This is a genomic window from Streptomyces chrestomyceticus JCM 4735, assembly GCF_003865135.1.
GTDB lineage: Bacteria > Actinomycetota > Actinomycetes > Streptomycetales > Streptomycetaceae > Streptomyces > Streptomyces chrestomyceticus.
This window is the reverse complement of sequence record NZ_BHZC01000001.1, coordinates 422,766-443,761: the sequence shown is the minus strand read 5'-3', so window position 1 is coordinate 443,761 and position 20,996 is coordinate 422,766. Positions and strand designations below refer to the sequence as shown.

The window sequence follows — 20,996 nt, the reverse complement described above, 5'->3', positions numbered from 1 at the left end:
GGTGCCGGGCGCCGGGGCCGAGCTACGTGCGCCCGCGAATGCGCCCCCTTAACCACCGGTGAGGGGGCACCCGTGGGATGTCCCGCCCGCTCCACCCGACAGAGGTGATTGCTGTGCCCCATGGCGTCGTCAAGTGGTTCGACCACGAACGAGGTGCCGGCCTGGTCGCCCAGACCGGCGGCGGACCGGACGTCCTCGCCTACCGTTCGGCGATCCAGGGGGACGAACCGGCCCGCACGCTGACGACGGGGGAGCGCGTCTCCTTCAACCTCGTCGAGGACTTCGAGGGCATCCGGGCGGAGAACATCTACCGGCTCCCGGGCCGGTACGGTTTCCCCGCCTGACGGTGACCGCCCGGCTGCGCTGTGCGGCTGCCTCACGAATGCAAGCGCAACCGGGCGGGAAAGCAGAAAGGTTCAGTCCAGTGTTGTCCAAAAGCGGACAAGGCTGATGACGCTGCACGGCGCATGCTGCAATGTCCGCACCCTCGCAGGCAAGGGTCTGCGGGGCACGGCGGGCGGGGCGTACTCGGACCGGCCGCGGGTGCCGTGACGGGAGCTCGTCACTCTCGTTGCCCGGGGCGTCGATGCGTCATGAAGTGAGGCACGGATGACGGCAGTGGAGGCTCCGCGGAACGGCGCGGGCGAGCAGGAACTGTTCCGGGGGCTGGTGGAGTGTTCGCAGGACGCGATTCTGACCAAGACGCTGGACGGGCGGGTCACGTTCTGGAACGCGGCGGCGCAGCGGTTGTACGGGTACCGGGCCGAGGAGGTGGTGGGCCGGCACATCGGGCTGCTGATCCCGCCGGATCTCAAGGACGAGGAGGCCGGTCTGCTGGAGCGGATCGGCCGGGGTGAGCGGATCGAGCACTACGAGACGCGGCGGGTCGCGAGCGGCGGGCGGGTGCTGGACGTGGACGTGTCCCTGTGGCCGGTCCGTTCGCGGCGCGGCGTCGTCCACGCCGCCTGTTCCATCACCAGGGACATCACCGACCGCAAGAAGGCGGAAGCGCGGATCGACGAGCTGGCGGTGGTGGTGGAATCGTCGCAGGACGCGATCCTCATCAAGAGGCTCGACGGCCGGATCACGTTCTGGAACGCGGCGGCGCAGCGGTTGTACGGGTACCGGGCCGAGGAGGTGGTGGGCCGGCACATCGGGCTGCTGATCCCGCCGGATCTCAAGGACGAGGAGGCCGGTCTGCTGGAGCGGATCGGCCGGGGTGAGCGGATCGAGCACTACGAGACGCGGCGGGTCACCAGCGACGGCCGGGTGCTGGACGTCGACGTGACCCTCTGGCCTATCCGCGACCGGAACGGCGTCATCACCGGCGCCTGCTCCACCATGCGGAACATCACCGGCCGCAAGAAGGCCGAGCGGGAACTCGCCGAACTGTACGCGCAGCAGCGGCACATCGCCCTGGCCCTGCGCCTGATGGGCGCCTCCGAGCAGATCCCCGGAGCCCGCGCGGCCACCCGCTACCTCCCCTCCACCCAGGGACAGGGCGTGGGCGGCGACTGGCTCGACCTGATCGACCTGGGCGCCGGGCGGGTCGGCGTGATCATCGGGGACGTCATGGGGCGCGGTCTGGACGCGGCCGTGGTCATGGGCCAGCTCCGCTCCGCCGCCCGGGCGCTGGCGCTCGCCGGAACGCCGCCGTGCGAACTGATCCAGACGCTCGACACGTTCACCCGCGGACTGCCGGAACAATTCGTCACCTGCACCTACCTGGAGGCCGACCCGGCGCTCGGCGAGGTGACCGCCTGCTCGGCCGGGCACCTGCCGGTCTGGCTCGTCGCCCCGGACGCGACGGTCGGCGCGCTGCCGGTGCCGACCGGCATCCCCCTGGGCGTGGGCGGCGTACCGCACCAGGAGGTCCGCCTGCCCCTGCGGGCCGGTACGACGCTGGCCCTCTACACCGACGGCCTGGTGGAGACCCCGCACAGCGACATCGAAACCCAACTGGGCCTGCTGACCGCCACCCTGAGCGAGGTCTTCACCACCACGACGGACCTGGAGGAGGCCGCCGACCGCGTCCTGCACACCCTGCTCCCGAACACCGCCACGTACGCCGACGACGTCACCCTCCTGCTGGTCGGCTTCCCCGCCGCCCCGCTGGACACCGTCGCGGCCGACCTGCCCGGCACGCCGTCCTCGGTCCCGGAAGGGCGCCGCTTCCTGTTCCGCACCCTGCGGGCGTGGGGCCTGACCGCGCTCGCCGACACGGCGCTGCTGCTGTCGTCGGAGTTGCTGACCAATGCCGTCCGCCATGCGCGGGGGCCGCTGACGCTGCGCGTCTGGTACAGCGCCCGGGAGTTGGGCGTGGAGGTCGTGGACGGCAGTACGCCCCGGCCCCGGGCCCGGCTCGCGGACACCGCCGAGGAGAACGGCCGCGGCCTGATGCTCGTCGAAGCCCTCGCCGACGCCTGGGGCACGCGCCCCGGCGCCGTCGGCAAGACCGTCTGGTTCACGCTCCTGACGGCTCCGGCTCCGGCTCCGGCTCCGGCTCCGGCTCCGGCCCTGGCCGACGACGCCCCGCAAGGCGTGCTGGGGACGGAAGGCGGGCAGGCGGCGGGCGTGGCCGAATCCGTCTCCTGAGGACGGGAATCGGGGTGTCCCGCGGGCTGCGCCGACCGGGTGATCATCGCGGTGGTGCGCATGGGGGCCGGGGCGGTGGGCAGTATCGAGTCGCTTCGTTCCTCGGGGAAGATGAACGAAGCCCAGGCGGGCCGGGGTCGTTCGGCGGCAGAAGCCGGTGACGACGGCGCCCCGGCCCGCCCCTTCCCTGACAGCGCCGGCCGGAAGTGCCGGTCGCCAGCACCGCGTTGGCAAACAAGATGTTCACAATAAAGCGTTGACACGCTTTTGTGCCGGTCGCATGCTGACCTCATGACGGACCCCACGACAGCCCCCATGGCATCGGCCTCCGAGCAGCACGATCAGCACGGCCGGCACCCCGACCAGGACCCCTTCCCGCTGCCGGACGCGCAGCAGGCGCGTGCGCAGCGGGTGCACACGGCGCTGTTCCGGGTCGCGGAGCGGCACGCGGCCACCGAGAAGCAGCGGGCACGGCAGACGCATCCGTCCGTCCTCGGCCCGCACGAGGCCGTCCGGCTGGTGGCGTTCCTGATGAGCGGCGCGGCGCGGCTCGACGAGGGCGAGCCGGAGGTGGACCGGGCGGACATCACCGCGGCGTTGACCCTGCTGCCGCTGGTGCGCGGCGAGCTGGACGAGCTGGAGGCCGGCCTGCTGCGGATGGCCCGCGGACGCGGCATGACCTGGCCCGAGGTGGCCTTCGGGTTGGGGCTGGGCACGCCGCAGGCGGCCCGGCAGCGGTACGAGCGGCTGGCCGGCCGGGTCCGCGCCGCCGACGAGAGCGACGAGGAGTGACGGACGGCGGTGCTGTGACGGAAGGTTCGGCCGGGAGGAACCCTCCCTAGAGGCCGGGCGCTGCACTAACCTGACGTGTCATCACCAGCGGTACGGTCGGTGACACATCGGGGGACCCGTGCCTGACGATCTCGGATTCGACAAGCTGCTCGACGACGAGGGCTTGGTGGCCAGACTGCTCGGCAAGACCCGCGCGGGCCGCAACCGCAAGCCGCTGTACGGCCCCGACCTGCCCGTGGTCCTGCTCGTCGGCGGCCCCGGCACCGGCAAGGGCCGGTTCCTGCGGTGCGTACGGGGCGAGTTCGGCCGCCACGTACCGACGGCGCACATCGACTGCGGGCTCCCGGTGTACCGGGAGCAGGCGGAGCAGCACCCGCAGACGCGCTCGGTGCCGACGGAGGTGCTGCGGGAGGTGGCCCGGCAGTTCGGCGCCTGGCAGGGCGACGGCGGAGCGGTCGCCACCCCGCGCCTGTACGCGGGCCTCGCGGCGGTCGCGGCCGGCGATCCGCTCGCCGACACCGCCACCCTGGTCAGCGAGGTGCAACGACACGACGAGCTGCTGCCGCGCGGCTCCTTCTGGCGGGGTGTGCTGAACCGGGCGGGCAGGGCCTACGTCGGCGTCGTCGCGGGGCTGGTGGCCCACCCGGGGGCCGTACCGTTCATCAACGCCGTGCTCGACGAACTGCTCGCCCGCACCTCCCAGGAGGGCAAAGCCGCGCTGGCGGCGTGCTACGGCGAGTACACGGGCGCGGGCGGCCACCCGAAGCTGGGACTGCACTCGCTGGCCTCGCACTTCCAGCAGGGCGGCGAAGCACGCGAGGTCGCCGAGGGCTTCCTCTTCCGCGCGCTGCGGCAGGACATCGAGGCCGCGTACGTGTCGCTGCTGGGCCGGCTGTCCCGGGCCGGGCGGCCCGCCCTGCTGCTCGACCACGCGGACAACGCCCTCGGCAGACGGCTGTTGCGACCGGTGCTGGAGGACCGCGAGCGGGGGCATCACGACCGGCTGGTGGTCATGGCGACCGCCAGGCGGGAGGACGGCGGACGCTTCCTGTACCACGTCGGCGGCACCGCCGGTACGGACGACGACGCGCCCGTCAACTGGCGGCCCTCCGACGGTGGCCTGCCGCAGTGGAGTCGTCCCTCCGGCGGCATACCCGGCCTGACGCCCCTGTCGCGTGGCGTCCTCCTCGTCCGTATGCCGATGCTCACGCGCGACCAGCAGTCCAGGGAGACGGCCCGCCTCCAGGCCCGGCGGGCGCTGGGCGACAACGCCGCCCAGCTCCGCATCGACAGCGGCATCCACCGGCTGAGCGGTGGGCGCCCGCTGTTCGTGACCCGGCTGGGAGAGGCGACCGCGGCGCTGACGTTCCGGGAGTCCGGCGCGGGCACCGACTGGGACCTGCTGGGCGCGCGGGTGCGCTCCGGGGAGGACGCGGAGGGCCGCCCGGTCGCGGAACTCCTGCTGGACGACCTCGTCGTACGGCAGCCTCCGGAGGAACTTCCGCCGGAGCAGCGCGGGCACTGGCTCGACCTGCTCAGCCACCTCTCGGTGGCCCACGACGCGGAGTGCGCCCAGGTCCTGATGCGCGAGGTGCAGGCGGGCCGGGACGAGCGCCTGTCCGCCTACCGCATCGCCGAGCTGCTGCGGGACAGCGGCTGGCCGCACTGTCCCCGGCACTTCATCGGCGATCTCGGCCTGCGCCGCCTGCTCATGCGGCGCCTGTACCGGCTGCGCGCGCACGGCGCGGCCTGGCACGGCGACCACACCCTGCTGCGGGACCACTACCGCGCCCTGGAGGACGACGCGGCCGACGAACTCTTCGGCTCTGCCGCCGCGCACGGTATGCACCACCACCTGGCGGTCGGCGACGCCGAGACGGTCACGGACTACCTCGACCGCACCTTCCTCACCCGCAGCGCGCGCGTCTGGTGCGACGAACTCCTGGCCATCGCGGAGGCGCCGCTGCTCGGCCGTACCGACGACCGGCGCGCGGGCACTGGGTGAGGCAGAGGTGACCGGTGACGTGCGGCGCAAGCGCATCGACCGGCTGCTGCACGCCGTACGGCTCTGCGAGGACCGTACGGAGCCGCTCGACGAGGCCGTGACCGACGCCCTGCCCAAGCTGCTGGAACGGCTGGGGGAGGAGCCCGCCGCGGGGGCCGGGACCCTGACGCAGACGGCCCGCGACTGGAGCGACCGGCTCGCCGGCAAGCAGCCGCTCAGACCGTGCACCTGCACGAGACACATCGGCTGAGGGAGGACGCGGCGTTGCTGAACTGGCTGTACAACACGTTCTGGGCCACCTGGATCCGCAAGGCGGGCACGGTGCTCGTCGTACTGGCCGTGGCCGTGCCCGCCACGCTCCTCCTCCCCGCGAAGTTCGGGGCACCCGAGCACTGCGCCGAGGGGGTCGAGAAGAGTGCCGGTGAATGCATCGGCGTCAACGGCTCCGGTTACGACTTCGGGGTTCCGGAGATACGGAAGGTCACCGAGGCGATACGTAAGGAGAACGCACGGGTCACCGGCCAGAAGGCCAGCGTCACCGTGGCGATGATGCTGCCGTTGCAGCCGAAACTGCCCGCCGAACGCAAGCAGCTCCGCAGCGAATTGCAGGGTGCGTACCTGGCGCAGTACCGCGCCAACCGCACGGAGAAGACCCCGCTGCTGCGTCTCGTCCTGGCCAACCCCGGTGCCGATTACGCCCAGCAGGAAAAAGTGGTGGACCAGCTCGCGGCGATGGCGGATTCCGAGCGGGACAATCTGCGGGCCGTCACCGGTTTCAACCTGAGTCTCGGCGCCACCAAGCAGGCCGTCGCACGGCTGACCGACGAGCTGAAGATCCCGGTTCTCGCCAGCCGGGTCAGCGCCGACGAGATCGCCAATCCCGACAATCCCGCTGGACGGCTCCCGTTCCCCGGCCTGGCCCGCATCATTCCCACCAACCGGCAGCAGGCGGACGCCCTCGCCCATTTCCACGGCGGGCTCAGGGACGCGGAGACCGTCCTGGTCAGGGACGTCCGGCCGCACGACATCTACGACGAGTCGCTCGCCAAGGCGTTCAGCCGCCCGGAGCCGGGCCCGCCCGGACCGAAGGACCAGGTCTTCGAATCACCCGGCATCAACGACCCGGGCCAGACCGGGAACCACTTCTCGCTGATCGGCCACAACATCTGCGAATCCGACGCGCACGTGGTCTATTTCGCGGGCCGCCCGGTCCATCTGCGGCTCTTCGCCCTGAAATTGGCCGAGGTGCCGTGCCACGGGAAAAAATACACCATCGTCAGCGGATCGGGAGCGGCGACGCTGGACCGGTATCTGACCGACGACGACTGGAAGAAACTCCGGGGCGACGGGGGAAATCCCACGATTACCGTGCAGTACGCGGCGCCCGGACATCCCGACGCGTGGGACGTGGCACTGCGCACCTGGGAGAAGCAGCAGGCGGACGCGGGCAGGAAGCCGGCGGCCGCGGACCGGTCGGCCTATCTGACCGATCCGCGCAGGGAACTCCAGGAACTCCGCGCCCTGATCGACCAGCAGACCGCGGGGGACATCGGCCCGGTGCAACTGGAGGACTCCCGCACGATGCTGGTCCACGACGGCGTACGCACCGTCGCCGAGGCCGTGTTCCTGGCGAACGCCCAGGTCGTCGGATCGATACCGTCCCGGGAACGCGTCGCCGCCGAATGGCCGCGCCTGGAAGCCGCGCACCGGGTACGGGGTACGAGCGGCTGGATCTGCCTCACCAACGGAGGAAACGCCTACGACAAGCCGGTGGCCGTCGTCCAGTTGGACCCGCGCACCCGGAAAGTGGCGTTCGTGGGCCTGGGGTGGCCGGAGAAGAAGCCGCAGCCGGCCGAGTGCGTGGTGCCCAGCGGAACCCGTTGAGCCGGGCAACGGTGCCGGGCCGGGCGGCACCGGGATGTTCATCCTTCTCCACAGTTTGTCGGAACGTCGTTATACCGGCACCCGTCCAGGGGAAGCCTCCGTATTCCCCCGATGGGGCGGGCCGCCGGTAAGAGCGGTGTAGCGGCAGACGCGCCGGGAGAAGCTGTGCGGGGCGCGCCCGGGCTTTCCCGGCTTTTCCGCCGCGGAGGCCGGGGTGGCCGTGCGGCGACCTGCCGGCGGCCGTCCGGTGCTTTCCCTGCCGCGCACCGTCGAGTGGAGAGTGACGACGTGACCCCGACTGTTTCCGATATCGGCACCGGCGCCGGTGCGGCGCCCGAGTTGACTGGGGTGCGGCACAAGGCGCTGGGGAATTATCACAAGAAATATACGAGTACGGTGGGACGAGTGCGCCTGGCGCACATCGACACGGCGTGGAACCCCGAACTGAGCGCTCGTTATCGCGACGCCACACTGCCCTCGATCCACGAGAGGCGCGCCTTGTTCGCGTCGTGCATAGGCGTGGTGACGTTCATCGCCCGCAAGGGCCCCGACGAGCCCCTGCGGTACTGGAGCTGACCGCGTCCCTGCGCGCATCCTGCGCGACGAGGGCAGCGCACTGGCCGCCCTGCTGGCGGAATCCCTGTGACGGCCTTGGCGGAGACCCTGACCGACAACACCCGGGCTGGTAAACCATCCGGCCCTCGCCGCGCAGAACGACCAGCCCGTAACCGCCCCCCGACCCGCCCGCCAAGGAGCCGCACGTCATGACCAACCCGTTCGAGAACCCGGACGCCGCCTACCTCGTCCTCGTCAACGACGAGAACCAGTTCTCCCTGTGGCCCGCCGCCGCCGGGCTGCCCGGCGGCTGGACCGTCGTGCACGGCGAGGACACGCGGCAGGGCTGCCTGGACCACGTGACGGAACACTGGACGGACATGCGCCCGAAATCCCTCGTCGACTCGATGGACGCGTCCACGCCGGACTGACCGACACGGGTTCACGTCGGACCGGCCGCTCACCGGTGCAGGGGCTCAGCCGCCCGCCGGGCCCCGCCTCACTCCTGCCGCCCCGACGGCTCGTGGTCCTCCTGGGGATCGAGCCCCAAGGCGTCGATCAGCATCGCCAGATCCGCCGCGCTCTCGGCGCGCCCCGCGAGCACCAGGCGGGCCTGTCGGCGCTCCCGGTCGTGCGTGCGCCGGGCCGCGTCCGGCGCCGGACCGGTGGTGTGGGTGTCCTCGTCCATGCGGGCCATGATCGGGGACCGGGCTCCTCCGGCGCGTGTCGGACGGGTCACCCCGGCCAGGTCTCTTCTGCGGCTCATCTCCGTCGGTCACCTTTCCTTCCGCGGTCCCCGTCCCGCATTCCCCCGGCCACTGTGAGACACGACTCGGCGCGACCGCTGGCCCCGACCCGTACCCGGTTGTTAGGGAGGGAACATGAGTACGGAGAACGAGAACACGACGGGAACCGACATACCGACGACGACCGACGTAACGACGACGGGCGGCACCCCGACGACCGCCGACGTGCCGCCCACCCTGACCGTGACGGCCGTCAGCACCATCGAGCCGACCGCCCCCGACGACCGCGGCTCCGACGCGTGGATGGTCATCGAGACCGCCGAACAGGGGCAGTTCCTGCTCAACCTGCCGGGACCGCTGTCCCAGGCCGTCAAGCAGGCCACCTACCTCCCGTCGCACCTCGCGGGCGACGGACGGCTGCCGCTGAGCCGGGAGGACAGCGCCGCCTACCGCGCGCGGGTCGCCGCCCTGGTGTCACCGAACTGAGCCGTACGCCCGGTGCGCGGCACCGTCACGGCAGGTAGCGTTCGATCGCCGCGGCCCCCTCTTCCTCGATGAGCCTGCGGGCCTCCTCGACCCGCTCCGGCGTCGGTTCCAGGCCCCTGGCCATGACCAGGTCCTCCGGATCGAACGGGCGCTCGCCGCCCGTGTACAGCTCCCGCAGCCTCGCGCGGGCCTCGTCGGAACCCGGAGTCTTGTCCTTGCCCATGGCGCCTCCCGAAGAATCGCTCGGGTCCGGAGAGTCCCGCCGGGCCGGCAGTGCCTCCGCTGCTTCCATCATGGGGCCGGTCCGGCAGCGCCGCACGGCGTGCGGATCAGGACCGGCCCGGGACCGCGCAGGGGGAGACGCCCGGCGGGCAGCACCCGCCGCCGCACCCGCCCGTTCGCCGGCCCGCGCTGTCCGCACCCCCGTAGCAGGGCGCCCCGCTCCGCTCCGCGTTCCCGGGCTCCCCGCCGACCCTGCCGACTCCGCACCCGCGCCGTCCACCGGCGAGCTGTCCGGGCTTGTCCGGGACAGGTTCCGCACACTTCCGGACACGGCTCCGGAAGCCGCTTCGTACGGTCAACCTCCGCTTCGTCCCCGGCGTCACTGACGCCACAGGGGGCGGGTGGCCCCCTTCGGCTCCCGGAGGCTGACCGATGACACAGCGGACCGTACGCACCGTTCTGACCGCCCTGGCCACCACTGTGGCGGTGGGCGTCACGGCCCTGGCACCCGCGCACGCGGCGGAGCCCGCCGCGCCGGGGCACGGGCACGCGGCGACCCAGGAGGCGCTGCGCCGGCTGGTGGACGAGGCCGGGCTGCCCGGCGTGGCGGCCGAGGTCCGGGACGGCGGGCAGCGGTGGTTCGGCTCGGCGGGCGTCGCGGACACCGGTACGGGGCGCGCCCGCTCGGCCGACGACCGTTTCCGGGCGGCGAGCATCACCAAACCGTTCATCGCCACCGTCCTCCTCCAACTGGAGGCGGAGCGGAGACTGCGCCTGGACGACACCGTGGAGACGTGGCTGCCGGGGCTGGTACGGGGCCACGGGAACGACGGCCGCGCGATCACCCTGCGCCAACTGCTCCACCACACCAGCGGCCTGCCCAACTTCACCGAGGACCCGGACTTCCAGGCCAACTCCTCCGGCAGCCGTTTCCCCGGGCACCGCTACGACAACCACACGCCTCAGGAGCTGGTGGCGATAGCGATGCGGTACCCGCCGACGTCCGCGCCGGGGACGCGGGCCCGGTACTCGAACACCAACTACGTCCTCGCCGGCCTGGTCATCGAGAAGGTGACGGGCCGTTCGTACGCCCGTGAGGTGACGCGCCGCGTCATCGAGCCGCTGAAGCTGCGCGGTACGTCGTTCCCGGGGAGCCGGGCCACCATGCCGGACCCGCACCCCGTCGCGTACTCCCGGCTGCACGACCCGGCCCCCGACGCGCCGGTCCACGACGCCACCGAGCAGAACATGACCTGGCTGGGCGCGGCGGGCGACATGATCTCCACCCTCGGCGACCTCAACCGCTTCCACCGAGCCCTGCTGAGCGGCGCGCTGCTGCCCCGCGCGCAGATGGCGGAACTGCTCACCGAGGTGCCGGCGGGGGAGGGGATCGGCTTCGGGCTCGGTGTGGAGACCGCCGTCCTGTCCTGCGGCGTACAGGTGGTCGGCAAGACCGGCAGGACCAACGGCTCGATGTCCGCCTCGTTCGGTACGCGGGACGGCGGCCACCGGCTGACGTTCAACATCAACGGTGACTGGCTGACGGACGAGATGCTCTACGTGAACGTGATCGAGGCGGAATTCTGCGGCAAGGCACCGGCCCGGACAGCGAGCGGGCAGCGGCCGGGCCTCCGGCTGCCGGCCGCCCTCGTCGGGTAGCGGTCTTTTCCCGTGGGGCGCGGTGTGCTTGTCTGGTCTGCCCGTGCCGGTGTGAAGTGCACCTGACATGAGCCACCGGCCGTACGCGCGACCAGGGGCGGCCCGATGACCCAGCGCTGGGTGGTACCGCTGCTCGGCGTGCTGGCCCTGGCCCTGGTCGGCGCCCTCGGCTGGAGCGTCGTCTTCGCCTCCGACCCCACGGACGCCCCTTCCGGTCCGCGTCCGGCCGCGACCGCCCCGGTGCCCGGCGGCAGCGCCTCGACGCTGCCGCCGGACGGGGCGGCGGAGAGCGCGACGCCCGGACCGCCTGCCCGTGCCGTCCCCGCGCTCTACCTCGGTGATTCCCTGGCCATGGAGAGCCAGAAGGCACTCGCGGAACGCCTCCGCGCAACCGGCCGGGTGACGCTGCACAGCGCGCCGCACTCCGGCACGACACTGTGCGACTACCTGACGGCCTGGCGGGGAAAGTCGCTGGTCCCCGCCGGGGACAAGGCGGCCGCGCTGGTACGGACGGTGCGCCCGCGCGTCGTGATCCTCCAGTTCTGGGGGAACGCCTGGGGCTACACGCCCTGCATGGCGGGCGCCACGTACGGGACGGCGGGCTACTACGACCGGTACGCCGCGGACGCGCGGGCACTGACCGAGGAGATCGCCGCGGCCGCCCGGGCCGCCGGCATCGCCCGCCCGAAGATCGTCTGGGCCTCCCAGGCCCCCGACGCCTTCCACCCGGACCGCGTCCGCAGGGTGAACGCCGTCTACGCCGACCGCGCCGCCGCGTCCGGCGACCTGTACGCGGACGCGGGCCGCACGCTGGGCCCCACCGACGACCGTTTCCGCTGGGTCCGCCGACTGCCCTGCGACGCCTACGAGCGCGCGCACCCCGCGTACTGCACCCACCCGGCCCCCGGCGGCGGCCTCACCGACCTGCACCGCACCGACGACGCCCTGCACTTCTGCCTGGCCCCGACGACCACCACACCCCGCCCGTGCCCCGTACGGTCGCCGGGCATCGACCGCTTCGCCCGTGCCGTGACGGCCACGGTCGCCGACTGGCTGCGGAGTACGGCCGGCTGACGGGGGAGATGCGCAGGGAGCGCCGGTGCGGGGCAGCTCAAGGGGGGCACCGGCCGTCCGGCCTCCCGTAACGGTCACAATCTAGGGGTGTCCAAGAACCACGCGCGCCGACGAACGGCGATCGACCCCTCCGCCCCCTGCCCCTGCGGACTCCAGGCGTCCTACGGAGAGTGCTGCGCCCGCTTCCACCAGGGCCAGGCGGCCGCACCCACCGCCGAGCGGCTGATGCGCTCGCGCTACAGCGCCTTCGCGGCCGGCGACGCACCGTACCTGCTGCGCACCTGGCACCCCGCGACCCGCCCGGCGGACCTGGACTTCGAGCCGAAGCAGCGGTGGACGCGCCTGGAGATCGTCGCCACGACGGGCGGCAGCGCCTTCCACAGCGAAGGCACCGTCCAGTTCCGGGCGCACTACACGCTGCACGGTGAGCCCGGGGTGCAGGAGGAGAACAGCCGCTTCGTGCGGGACGAGGGCGCCTGGGTGTACCTGGGCGAGATGTGAGCACGCCGGGCGGCCATGCGGGGAGCCACCGGGCCCTCCCGTACCGCCGCCCGGCGGCACACCCGCCTCTCCCGCGCTCAGCGGCCGCCGCGCAACTGCTCCAGCTCGCGCCGGTCGCGCTTGGTGGGCCGTCCGGCGCCGCGGTCGCGGTGGCCGACCGCGGCGATCTCCTCGCGGGGCGGCGGCGGGGGACTGTTGTCGACGAAGCACTCCGCGGCGATCGCGGCGCCGACCCGCTTGCGCACCAGGCGCGAGACCACCACGACCCGCTCGCGCCCGGCGTGCCGCAGCCGGACCTCGTCGCCCGGCCGCACCGGCTGGGCGGCCTTCGCCCGCTCCCCGTTGACCCGTACATGTCCGCCGCGGCAGGCCGTCGCGGCCGCCGAACGCGTCTTGGTCAGCCGGACGGACCAGATCCAACTGTCGACGCGCACCGTTCCCTCGTCTGAAGCCATGCACCGACCTTAAGGCCACCGGGGCCGCCCGAGGATTCCTTTCGGGACCGCCCGCACGGGGTCTCTCAGGCCGACGCCTTCTTCCCGCTCCGCTTGGCGGTGCTCTTCTTCGCGGTGGACTTGGCCGCTGACGTCTTCGCCGCGGCCTTCTTGCCGCCCGAGCCCCCGCTCCCGGCCGTCTTCTTCGTGCCGGAACCGCCCGAGCCCGACGCCTTTTTGGAAGCGGTCTTCTTGGCGGCCGATCCGGAGGTCTTACGGGCCGCCGCCGTCTTCTTGGCGCCGCTGCCGGACGCGGTCTTCGCCGCCGTCTTCTTCGCCGACTTGCGGCTCCCGATCGGCGTGACCGACGCCGACTCCTCGTCCTGCTCCGCCCCGTCCCCGCCCTCGCCGCGCGACTCGCGGGCCGCGCGGACACTGTTCTCCAGCGCGGCCATGAGGTCGATGACCTTGCCGCCGGTACCGGGCGCGGCCCGGGGCGCGGCCGGCTCGCCGCCCTCCAGCTTCGCGGAGACCAGCTCCTCGACGGCCTCCCGGTAGTCGTCGTGCAGCTCGGACTCGTCCAGCTCGCCGAGCGAGTCCATCAGCGTCTCGGCGAGGGTCAGCTCGTTCTCCCGGATCTCGACCTTGTCGCTCGGGGCGACGGTACGCGCCGAGCGGACCTGGTCCGGCCAGAGCAGGGTGTGCATGGCGATCGCCCCGTCGTGCGACCGGAGCATGGCCAGCGTCTCCCGCCCGTGCATGGCGACCTTGCCGATCGCGACCTTCTCCTGGTGCTCCAGCGCGTCCCGCAGCAGGGCGTACGGCTTGGCGGCGGCGGCGCCGTTGGGCCCCAGGAAGTAGGACTTGTCCAACTGGAGCGGGTCGATCTCGTCCGCGCCGACGAAGGCCAGGATGGTCAGGGTCTTGGTCGTCGGCAGCGGCAGCTTCGCCAGGTCCTCGTCGGTGATCGGCACGATCGTGTCGTCCGCGGCCTGGTAGCCCTTGCCGACCTCCTCGTTGGGGACCTCCTCGCCGTCCAGTTCGCACACCTTGCGGTAGTGGATCCGGCCGCCGTCCTTCTCGTGGATGCGGACGAACGAGACGGAGGCGGTGCGCTCGGTCGCGCTGTAGGTCTTCACGGGAATGCTGACCAGCCCGAAGGAGATAGACCCGTTCCAAACAGATCGCATGTCTCACCCTTGCCACGGCATTTTTATGGGATTGTCATGGTATGTCGCCAATCACCGTCGTGGAGGGGCGGCGGCTGTCGCTCACCAACCTGGACAAGGTCCTGTATCCGCGGACCGGCACCACCAAGGGCGAGCTGCTGCACTACTACGCCACCACCGCGGGCGCCCTCCTCGCCCATGTCCACGACCGGCCCGTCTCCTTCCTGCGGTATCCCGACGGGCCCGGCGGCCAGCAGTTCTTCACCAAGAACGTGCCGCCCGGGACGCCCGCATGGGTGAAGACCACCGAGGTGCCCGGCAGCACGGCGAAGTCCCGGCAGCAGGTGCTGGTCCGCGACGTACCGACCCTGATGTGGGCCGCCAACCTCGTCGTCGAGCTGCACACCCCGCAGTGGACCGCCGCCGCGCCCCGTATCGCCGACCGCCTGGTGTTCGACCTCGACCCGGGGGCGCCGGCCACGATCGTGGAGTGCTGCGGGGTGGCCCGGTGGCTGCGCGAGCGCCTCGGGGCCGACGGCCTCAACGTCTACGCGAAGACCAGCGGCTCGAAGGGCCTGCACATCCTCGTGCCGATCGAGCCGACGCCCTCGGGCGACGTCACGGCGTACGCCAAGGCGATCGCCGTCGAGGCGGAGCGGACGCTGCCGGGCCATGTCGTGCACCGGATGACCAAGGCCCTGCGGCCGGGGAAGGTCTTCATCGACTTCTCGCAGAACTCGGCCTCCAAGACCACCGCCGCTCCCTACACGGTGCGCGCCCGCGAGCTGCCGACCGTCTCCGCCCCCGTGACCTGGGACGAGATCGAGACCTGTACGGACCCGGAGCAGCTCACGTTCCTCTTCGACGCCGTCGCCGAGCGCCGGGAGCGCCACGGCGACCTGCTCGCGCCTCTGCTCAACCTCAATCGGGCGCGCCCGCTGCCCGGCTGACGTCCGGGCCCGCACCCGCGCCGGACGCGTACGGAATACGTCATTCGACGTAGTCGGTGATGACGCGGGCACGTGCCACGTTCCCGTGCCGACGGTGTGAACGGCACTTTCGCCGCGTCATGAATCTTTGGTTACAAGGGAGTTGCGGCCACCCGCGTCCCGGGGTGGCCGGGGCGATGTCATGGCCCTATCACCAAAAGCTGTCATCCGCTGGAGGTCTTGATTCCTCCACAATCCCGGTACCAAATCCCTCCCACGGATGACGAGGTTCCCCCATGAGACCCACCCGTACGGTCCTCACCGCCGTGCTCGGCCTCGGTCTGGCCGCCTCCCTCGGTACCGTCCCCGCCACCGCGGCGTCCGCGCCGGCCGCCCCCGCCGCCGCGAACGTCTCCACCCCCACCTCCATAGCCAAGTACGCCGGCTCGGCCGAGGAGGCCGTGAACAACAAGGCGTTCTTCCAGGCCGTCATGAAGGCCGCCGCCGCCAAGCGCGCGGCGACGCCCGGCCTCAAGGCGGTCACCGTCACGTACACCGCGAGCAGCGCCCCCACCTTCCGCAGCCAGATAGCGCGCAGCACGCAGATCTGGAACAGCTCGGTGAACAACGTGAAGCTCCAGGAAGGCTCCCGGGGCGACTTCTCGTACCGCGAGGGCAACGACGCCCGCGGCTCCTACGCGAGCACCGACGGTCACGGCCGGGGCTACATCTTCCTCGACTACCGGCAGAACCAGCAGTACAACTCCACCCGTGTGGTGGCCCACGAGACGGGCCACGTCCTCGGCCTGCCCGACCACTACTCGGGCCCCTGCAGCGAGCTGATGTCGGGTGGCGGCCCCGGCCCCTCCTGCCAGAACACCAACCCGAACGCGCAGGAGCGCGCCCGGGTGGACGCCCTGTGGCGCAACGGTCTGGTGGCGCAGCTCGCCCCGGTCTCCTGACCGTCTGATCACCTGAACGCCTGACGACTGCCGCGTGGTGGGGACCGGCCCCTGCCGCGCGGCAGTCGCATGGGTACGGGCGGAAGGGGTACGCGTGGCCGTGCGTACCGGGTGTGACGGCCGGGGAGCGATATGCGTCACATCGATCTGGTTTGGTGTAGAGGCCATCAATGGTTTATCGTTCAATTGATCACGGGTCGTGCGGACCCCTCGTCGCACCACCGACGAGGCGGTGTCCCCGCCCGTTCCGGACCGCCCCGGCCAGCTCCCCCCGTCTGGCCGGGGCTTTCTCCGTTTCCGTACCGATGTTCCGGACCCTGCTGCCGCGCGTGTCACGGGCCGGCCGCCGCCCGGCCGGCATGGTAAGGATCATGGCGGCGGCCCCCGGTCCGGAACCGTCGGCCCGGAAGGCGGTCCGGCGGGCGGCCCCGGGACCGGTGGAACCCTGCCGGGCGGGCACACGGAGACGTGGCGGACCCGTCGGCGCGGTGCCGGGTGGTACGGGAGGGAGTCGGCGTGTACGACACGGAAGTGGCCGTCGTGGGCGGCGGCGCCGCGGGGCTCTCCCTCGCCCACCGGCTCTGCGCCCCGCCGCCCGGTGTCCGCTGCCCCCAGGTGACCGTCGTGGACGCGCCGCCCGGACCGCTCAGGCCCCCCGAACGCACCTGGTGCTACTGGGAAGGGCCGGACGGCGAGTACGACGGCGTCCTGGCGGCCTCCTGGGACCGGCTCCGCGTCCACGGGGCCGACGGAGCGCCGCTGACCGGACGCCCGGCACCGCTGCGGTACAAGATGATGCGCTCCGGCGCGTTCGAGAAACTGGTCGGTGACCGGCTCGCGGCCACCCCCTCCGCACGCCGGGTGACGGCCGTCGTGGACGAGGTGCGCACGCTGCCCGGCGGCGCCGAGGTCCGCGGGACGACGGCGGAGGGCGAACCCGTACGGCTGCGGGCCCGCTGGGTCTTCGACTCCCGGCCGCTGCCTGCCCTGCCGCCCGCCCGCACCACCCTGCTCCAGCACTTCCACGGCTGGTTCGTCCGTACCGAACGGCCCGAGTTCGACCCCGCGACCGCCGACCTGATGGACTTCCGTACCCCGCAGCCGGACCACGGGCTCTCCTTCGGCTACGTCCTCCCGCTCGGCCCGCACGAGGCGCTGGTCGAGTACACCGAGTTCTCCGCCGCCCCGCTCGACGAGGCCGCCTACCACCGTGCGCTGCGCCACTACCTCACGGCGGTCCGCCCGCTCGGCCCGTACCGGATCACCGCCTCCGAACAGGGCGTCATCCCGATGACCGATGCGCGCTTCCCCCGCGCCGCCGGGCCCGGCGTCTTCCGGATCGGCGCCGCGGGCGGCGCCACCCGGCCGTCGACCGGCTACACCTTCGCCGCCGTCCAGCGCCAGACCCGGGCCGTCGCCGCCGCCTTCCACCAGGGCCGCGCCCCGGCCCCGCCGCCCCCGCACTCCGCGCGCTCCCGGCTGATGGACGCCGTCCTGCTGCGCGCCCTCGACCGCGGACGCATCGACGGCGCCGACTTCTTCACCGGGCTGTTCCGCGGCGTACCGATGGAACGGCTGCTGCGGTTCCTGGACGGCGGCACCCGGCTGCGCGAGGACCTGTCGATCGGCCTGCACACCCCCGTCCTGCCCATGCTGCGCACCGTCGCCGAGCTGCCGGGGCTGCGCCGCCGTCCGTACGTACGCCCGGCCCGTACGGAGAGCGGTGCGCCGAAAACCGCGCCGACCCCCGCCCCGGCCCCGAACAGGAACGGACCGTCCGATGACGCCCCTCCCGAGTGAAGCCGTCCCGGCCGCCGCCCGGCGCGCCCCCACCGCGCCACGCCGGGGCCGGGACCGGCGCGCCCGGGTCGTGCCGCCCCCGCCGGGCCGGGCGAGGATCACCGGCGAGGCACCGCACGCTGCCGTGATCGGCGGCGGCATCGCCGGACTGGCCGCGGCCACCGGACTCGCCGAACGGGGCGTCCGGGTCACGCTGTACGAGCGGGAACTGGGGCTCGGCGGCCGGCTCGCCGGATGGACGGTCCGGCTCGCCGACGGCTCCGCGGCGACCATGACCCGCGGCTTCCACGCCTTCTTCCGCCAGTACTACAACCTGCGCGGACTGCTGCGGCGGGCCGATCCGGCGCTGGCCGCGCTCACCGGGCTGCCCGACTACCCGCTGCGCCACAGCAGCGGCCTCCAGGACAGCTTCGCCCACGTCCCGCGCACGCCCCCGTGGAGCGCCCTCGGCTTCGCCGCGCTCAGCCCGACGTTCACCCTGCGCGAGATGGCCCGGATGAACCCGCGCGCCGCCCTGCCGCTGCTCGACGTACGGACCCCCGACGTGTACGAGCGCCTGGACGGCGTCAGCGCGCGCCACCTGCTGGACCGCATCCGCTTTCCCGAAGCCGCGCATCACCTGGCGTTCGAAGTGTTCTCCCGCAGCTTCTTCGCCGACCCCGGGGAACTGTCGGCCGCCGAGATGGCCCTGATGTTCCACATCTACTTCCTCGGCTCCAGCGAAGGGCTGTTGTTCGACGTCCCCGGCGAGCCGTTCCCGCAGGCACTCTGGGAGCCGCTGGGACGTTATCTGACCGGGCACGGTGTCACCCTCCGGACCGGCTGTGCGGTGGAGTCCGTGGAGCCCGGCCCGGGTGGCGCGGGGGTGACGGTACGAGGCGGCCACGGCACGGCGCGCCATGACGCGGCCGTGCTCGCCCTCGACGTGACCGGGTTGCGCCGGGTGGTCGCCGCCTCACCGGGGCTGGGCGACCCGGAGTGGCGGGAGCGGGTGCTGCGGTTGCGTACCGCGCCGCCGTTCCTCGTCTCCCGGCTCTGGCTCGACCGGCCGGTGGCCCCGGACCGGCCCGGTTTCCTCGGCACCAGCGGCTTCGGCCCGCTCGACAACGTCAGCGTGCTGGAGCGCTGGGAAGGGGAGGCGGCCCGGTGGGCCTCCCGCAACGGCGGCTCGGTGGTGGAACTGCATGCGTACGCGCTCGGCACGGACACCGCCCGTCAGGTGCAGCAGGACCGGCTGATCGGCCAACTGCAGCGCGTCTACCCGGAGACGGGCGAGGCAAAGGCCGTCGACGCCCAGCACGAGTGGCGCGCCGACTGCCCTCTGTTCCCGGTGGGTGGCTACCACGACCGCCCCACCGTACGTACCCCCGACCCGGCCGTGACGGTCGCCGGCGACCTCGTACGCACCGACCTGCCGGTGGCCCTGATGGAACGCGCGGCCACCACGGGCTTCCTCGCCGCCAACACCCTCCTGGAGCGGTGGGGCGTGCGCGGCCAGACCCTGTGGACGGTCCCGGACCGCGGCCGGTCGGCGGTGCTGCGCGGACTGGCGCGACTGCTGGGCACCTGAGGCGCGCGCGGTCAGGAGTCGGTCTTGATCTTCTGCATCGTCAGGTGGGACTCCACGCGCAGAATGCCGGGCAGGCCGGTGAGCTTGGAGGTGAGGAAGGCGCTGTAGGCGTCGTGGTCGGCGACGGCGACGCGCAGGAAGTAGTCGGGGCGGCCGAACATCCGGCGGAGCTCGACGACTTCCTCGTACGAGGAGAGCGTCTCCTCCAGTATGCCGATGGTCTTCAGGTCGTTGGCGGAGACCTCGACGTCGACCATGACCTCCAGGCCGCGGCCGACGGCTTCGGGGTCGACCACGGCGCGGTAGCCGGTGATCACGCCGGTCTCCTCCAGCCGTTTGAGGCGGCGCAGGCACGGTGGCGGGGTCAGTCCGACCCGCTTGGCCAGTTCCACGTTCGTCAGTCGGCCGTCCTGGCGCAGGTGAAACAAAATGTCGCGGTCCACGGCATCGAGGGAGATTTCCTTGCTCATACCGCCACCATAAGCGAACTATCTGCAACCAAATAAGGCGGAAATCTTTCTACGATTTCCCTGTGCCCATGCTTCCGGTCGCGGTGAGCGACCCCCCTCGCCCTGCCCCCACGCCCCCGGTCCGGCGGCGGACCGAAGCCCTCGCGGCCCTGAAGGACTCCGCCTCCGTCGGGCTCGGCCTGCTGCCGCTCGGCCTGGCCCTCGGGGTCGTCATCACCCACGCCGGTCTGCCCCGGTGGTGCGCCCCGCTGTTCGCCGCCGTCGTCTACGCCGGATCGTTCGAGTTCCTGCTGGTGGGCCTGACCGTCGCGGCGGCACCACTGGCCACGGTCGCCCTGACCGGCTTCATGGTCAACGCCCGGCACGTCTTCTACGCGCTGTCCTTCCCCCTGCACCGAGTACAGGGGCGCTTGGGCAAGGCGTACAGCACCTTCGCCCTGACCGACGAGGCGTACGCCATGACCACCGGCGGACAGGCCCGGTCGTGGTCCGGCGCGCGCATCCTGTCGCTCCAGGCGATCCTCCAGGTCTACTGGGTCGGCGGTGCCACCGTCGGCGCCCTGCTCGGCTCGCTGATACCCGACCGCGTCACCGGCCTGGACTTCGCCATGACCGCCCTGTTCGCCGTCCTGGCCCTGGACGCCGTCGCCGAACGCCGTGGCGACCTGCCCACCCCTGTCCTCGCGCTGCTCAGCGCGCTGGCCGCCCGCGCCGTCCTCCCCGGGCAGATGCTGCCCGTGGCGTTCGCCTTGTTCACGGTTGCACTTCTGGTCCGTCACCTCGCCACCCGCAAGAGGCCGTCACATGCCTGACACCCGCTACCTTCTGCTGGCCGCTGCGGTCTCGGCCGCCGTCAACTGGACCTTGCGCGCCGTGCCCTTTACGGTCCTGGCCTCTCTGCGCGCCAGCAAGACACTCCAGTACCTCAGCGCCACCATGCCGTCCGGCATCATGGTGATCCTGCTCGTCTACTGCCTGCGCGACCTGCCGCTGCCCCAGGCACACGCCATCGCGCCCCTCGCGGCACTGGTCGCTACCGTCGGACTGCATCTCTGGCGCCGCAACGCGCTGCTGAGCATCATCGGCGGCACCACCGTCCATGTCGCCCTGGCCAGCACGGTCTTCGCGAGCTGAAGGCCGGCC

At 72.4% G+C, this 20,996-nt stretch carries 23 protein-coding genes; 18 read left to right on the top strand and 5 right to left on the bottom strand.

The genetic code is table 11. The features are described 5' to 3' along the window. Window positions 1-113: 113 nt before the first annotated feature. The 8 genes from EJG53_RS01910 (at window position 114) to EJG53_RS01875 (ending at window position 8,262) form a co-directional block, all read left to right on the top strand. Entirely contained in the window at window positions 114-344 is a 231-nt protein-coding gene (locus tag EJG53_RS01910) for a cold-shock protein (RefSeq protein WP_125043285.1), read from the top strand. 265 nt (window positions 345-609) lie between these two features. Continuing rightward, on the top strand, window positions 610-2,595 hold the full coding sequence (locus tag EJG53_RS01905; protein WP_125043284.1) for a SpoIIE family protein phosphatase: 1,986 nt from the start codon (window positions 610-612) through the stop codon (window positions 2,593-2,595). Window positions 2,596-2,910: 315 nt separating this feature from the next. Continuing rightward, a complete protein-coding gene (locus tag EJG53_RS01900) occupies window positions 2,911-3,387 on the top strand; it encodes a DNA-binding protein (protein WP_125049105.1) in 477 nt (158 codons plus the stop codon). Between the two features lie 118 nt (window positions 3,388-3,505). Then, complete coding sequence (locus EJG53_RS01895) at window positions 3,506-5,392, top strand: hypothetical protein (RefSeq protein ID WP_125043282.1); 1,887 nt, start codon at window positions 3,506-3,508, stop codon at window positions 5,390-5,392. Window positions 5,393-5,399: 7 nt separating this feature from the next. Next, entirely contained in the window at window positions 5,400-5,642 is a 243-nt protein-coding gene (locus tag EJG53_RS42045; protein ID WP_125043280.1) for a hypothetical protein, read from the top strand. A 14-nt stretch (window positions 5,643-5,656) separates the two neighbouring features. Then, complete coding sequence (locus EJG53_RS01885) at window positions 5,657-7,276, top strand: type 1 periplasmic-binding domain-containing protein (protein WP_125043278.1); 1,620 nt, start codon at window positions 5,657-5,659, stop codon at window positions 7,274-7,276. Between the two features lie 288 nt (window positions 7,277-7,564). Beyond that, window positions 7,565-7,852: a hypothetical protein gene (locus tag EJG53_RS41435; protein ID WP_174856356.1), complete on the top strand. Its 288-nt coding sequence runs from the start codon at window positions 7,565-7,567 to the stop codon at window positions 7,850-7,852. Window positions 7,853-8,040: 188 nt separating this feature from the next. Beyond that, window positions 8,041-8,262 (top strand): MbtH family protein, encoded by a 222-nt coding sequence (locus EJG53_RS01875; RefSeq protein ID WP_125043276.1) that lies wholly within the window; start codon window positions 8,041-8,043, stop codon window positions 8,260-8,262. A gap of 68 nt (window positions 8,263-8,330) precedes the next feature. Here the strand turns inward: EJG53_RS01875 and EJG53_RS01870 are convergent, their stop codons facing one another. After that, window positions 8,331-8,597 carry a hypothetical protein gene (locus EJG53_RS01870; protein WP_125043274.1) on the bottom strand — a complete coding sequence of 89 codons (267 nt, stop codon included), beginning with the start codon at window positions 8,595-8,597 and terminating at the stop codon, window positions 8,331-8,333. 115 nt (window positions 8,598-8,712) lie between these two features. On the opposite strand from EJG53_RS01870, the gene EJG53_RS01865 reads away from it, so the two are divergent. Further along, window positions 8,713-9,063 carry a hypothetical protein gene (locus EJG53_RS01865; RefSeq protein WP_125043273.1) on the top strand — a complete coding sequence of 117 codons (351 nt, stop codon included), beginning with the start codon at window positions 8,713-8,715 and terminating at the stop codon, window positions 9,061-9,063. A 25-nt stretch (window positions 9,064-9,088) separates the two neighbouring features. On the opposite strand, the gene EJG53_RS01860 is transcribed toward EJG53_RS01865, so the two are convergent. Then, a complete protein-coding gene (locus EJG53_RS01860) occupies window positions 9,089-9,286 on the bottom strand; it encodes a hypothetical protein (RefSeq protein WP_125043271.1) in 198 nt (65 codons plus the stop codon). 431 nt (window positions 9,287-9,717) lie between these two features. On the opposite strand from EJG53_RS01860, the gene EJG53_RS01855 reads away from it, so the two are divergent. From EJG53_RS01855 to EJG53_RS01845, 3 genes are all read left to right on the top strand, one after another. After that, window positions 9,718-10,944: a serine hydrolase domain-containing protein gene (locus EJG53_RS01855; protein ID WP_125043269.1), complete on the top strand. Its 1,227-nt coding sequence runs from the start codon at window positions 9,718-9,720 to the stop codon at window positions 10,942-10,944. Window positions 10,945-11,049: 105 nt separating this feature from the next. Continuing rightward, complete coding sequence (locus EJG53_RS01850; RefSeq protein ID WP_125043267.1) at window positions 11,050-12,018, top strand: SGNH/GDSL hydrolase family protein; 969 nt, start codon at window positions 11,050-11,052, stop codon at window positions 12,016-12,018. Between the two features lie 87 nt (window positions 12,019-12,105). Beyond that, a complete protein-coding gene (locus EJG53_RS01845; RefSeq protein WP_125043265.1) occupies window positions 12,106-12,519 on the top strand; it encodes a YchJ family protein in 414 nt (137 codons plus the stop codon). A 77-nt stretch (window positions 12,520-12,596) separates the two neighbouring features. Here EJG53_RS01845 and EJG53_RS01840 read toward each other — a convergent pair whose 3' ends face one another. Both EJG53_RS01840 and ku read right to left on the bottom strand, forming a co-directional pair. Continuing rightward, complete coding sequence (locus EJG53_RS01840; protein WP_125043263.1) at window positions 12,597-12,974, bottom strand: RNA-binding S4 domain-containing protein; 378 nt, start codon at window positions 12,972-12,974, stop codon at window positions 12,597-12,599. Between the two features lie 65 nt (window positions 12,975-13,039). Beyond that, window positions 13,040-14,143: a non-homologous end joining protein Ku gene (ku, locus tag EJG53_RS01835; protein WP_125043261.1), complete on the bottom strand. Its 1,104-nt coding sequence runs from the start codon at window positions 14,141-14,143 to the stop codon at window positions 13,040-13,042. 41 nt (window positions 14,144-14,184) lie between these two features. Here ku and ligD point away from each other — a divergent pair, with 41 nt between their 5' ends. From ligD to EJG53_RS01815, 4 genes are all read left to right on the top strand, one after another. Continuing rightward, window positions 14,185-15,072 (top strand): non-homologous end-joining DNA ligase, encoded by an 888-nt coding sequence (ligD, locus tag EJG53_RS01830; RefSeq protein ID WP_125043259.1) that lies wholly within the window; start codon window positions 14,185-14,187, stop codon window positions 15,070-15,072. Between the two features lie 275 nt (window positions 15,073-15,347). Further along, window positions 15,348-16,013, top strand: a complete 666-nt coding sequence (gene snpA, locus EJG53_RS01825; protein ID WP_125043257.1) for a snapalysin — start codon at window positions 15,348-15,350, stop codon at window positions 16,011-16,013. Window positions 16,014-16,529: 516 nt separating this feature from the next. Further along, a complete protein-coding gene (locus EJG53_RS01820; protein WP_244954921.1) occupies window positions 16,530-17,813 on the top strand; it encodes a lycopene cyclase family protein in 1,284 nt (427 codons plus the stop codon). Further along, a complete protein-coding gene (locus EJG53_RS01815; protein WP_125043255.1) occupies window positions 17,794-19,383 on the top strand; it encodes an FAD-dependent oxidoreductase in 1,590 nt (529 codons plus the stop codon). The genes EJG53_RS01820 and EJG53_RS01815 overlap by 20 nt, the downstream gene beginning before the upstream one ends. A gap of 11 nt (window positions 19,384-19,394) precedes the next feature. On the opposite strand, the gene EJG53_RS01810 is transcribed toward EJG53_RS01815, so the two are convergent. Then, window positions 19,395-19,853 (bottom strand): Lrp/AsnC family transcriptional regulator, encoded by a 459-nt coding sequence (locus EJG53_RS01810; RefSeq protein ID WP_125043253.1) that lies wholly within the window; start codon window positions 19,851-19,853, stop codon window positions 19,395-19,397. Window positions 19,854-19,921: 68 nt separating this feature from the next. On the opposite strand from EJG53_RS01810, the gene EJG53_RS01805 reads away from it, so the two are divergent. Next, the gene (locus EJG53_RS01805; RefSeq protein ID WP_125049104.1) at window positions 19,922-20,665 is read left to right on the top strand and encodes an AzlC family ABC transporter permease; all 744 of its coding nucleotides are present in this window, start codon (window positions 19,922-19,924) and stop codon (window positions 20,663-20,665) included. After that, window positions 20,658-20,987: a branched-chain amino acid transporter permease gene (locus EJG53_RS01800; RefSeq protein WP_125043251.1), complete on the top strand. Its 330-nt coding sequence runs from the start codon at window positions 20,658-20,660 to the stop codon at window positions 20,985-20,987. The genes EJG53_RS01805 and EJG53_RS01800 overlap by 8 nt, the downstream gene beginning before the upstream one ends. Window positions 20,988-20,996: the final 9 nt, after the last annotated feature.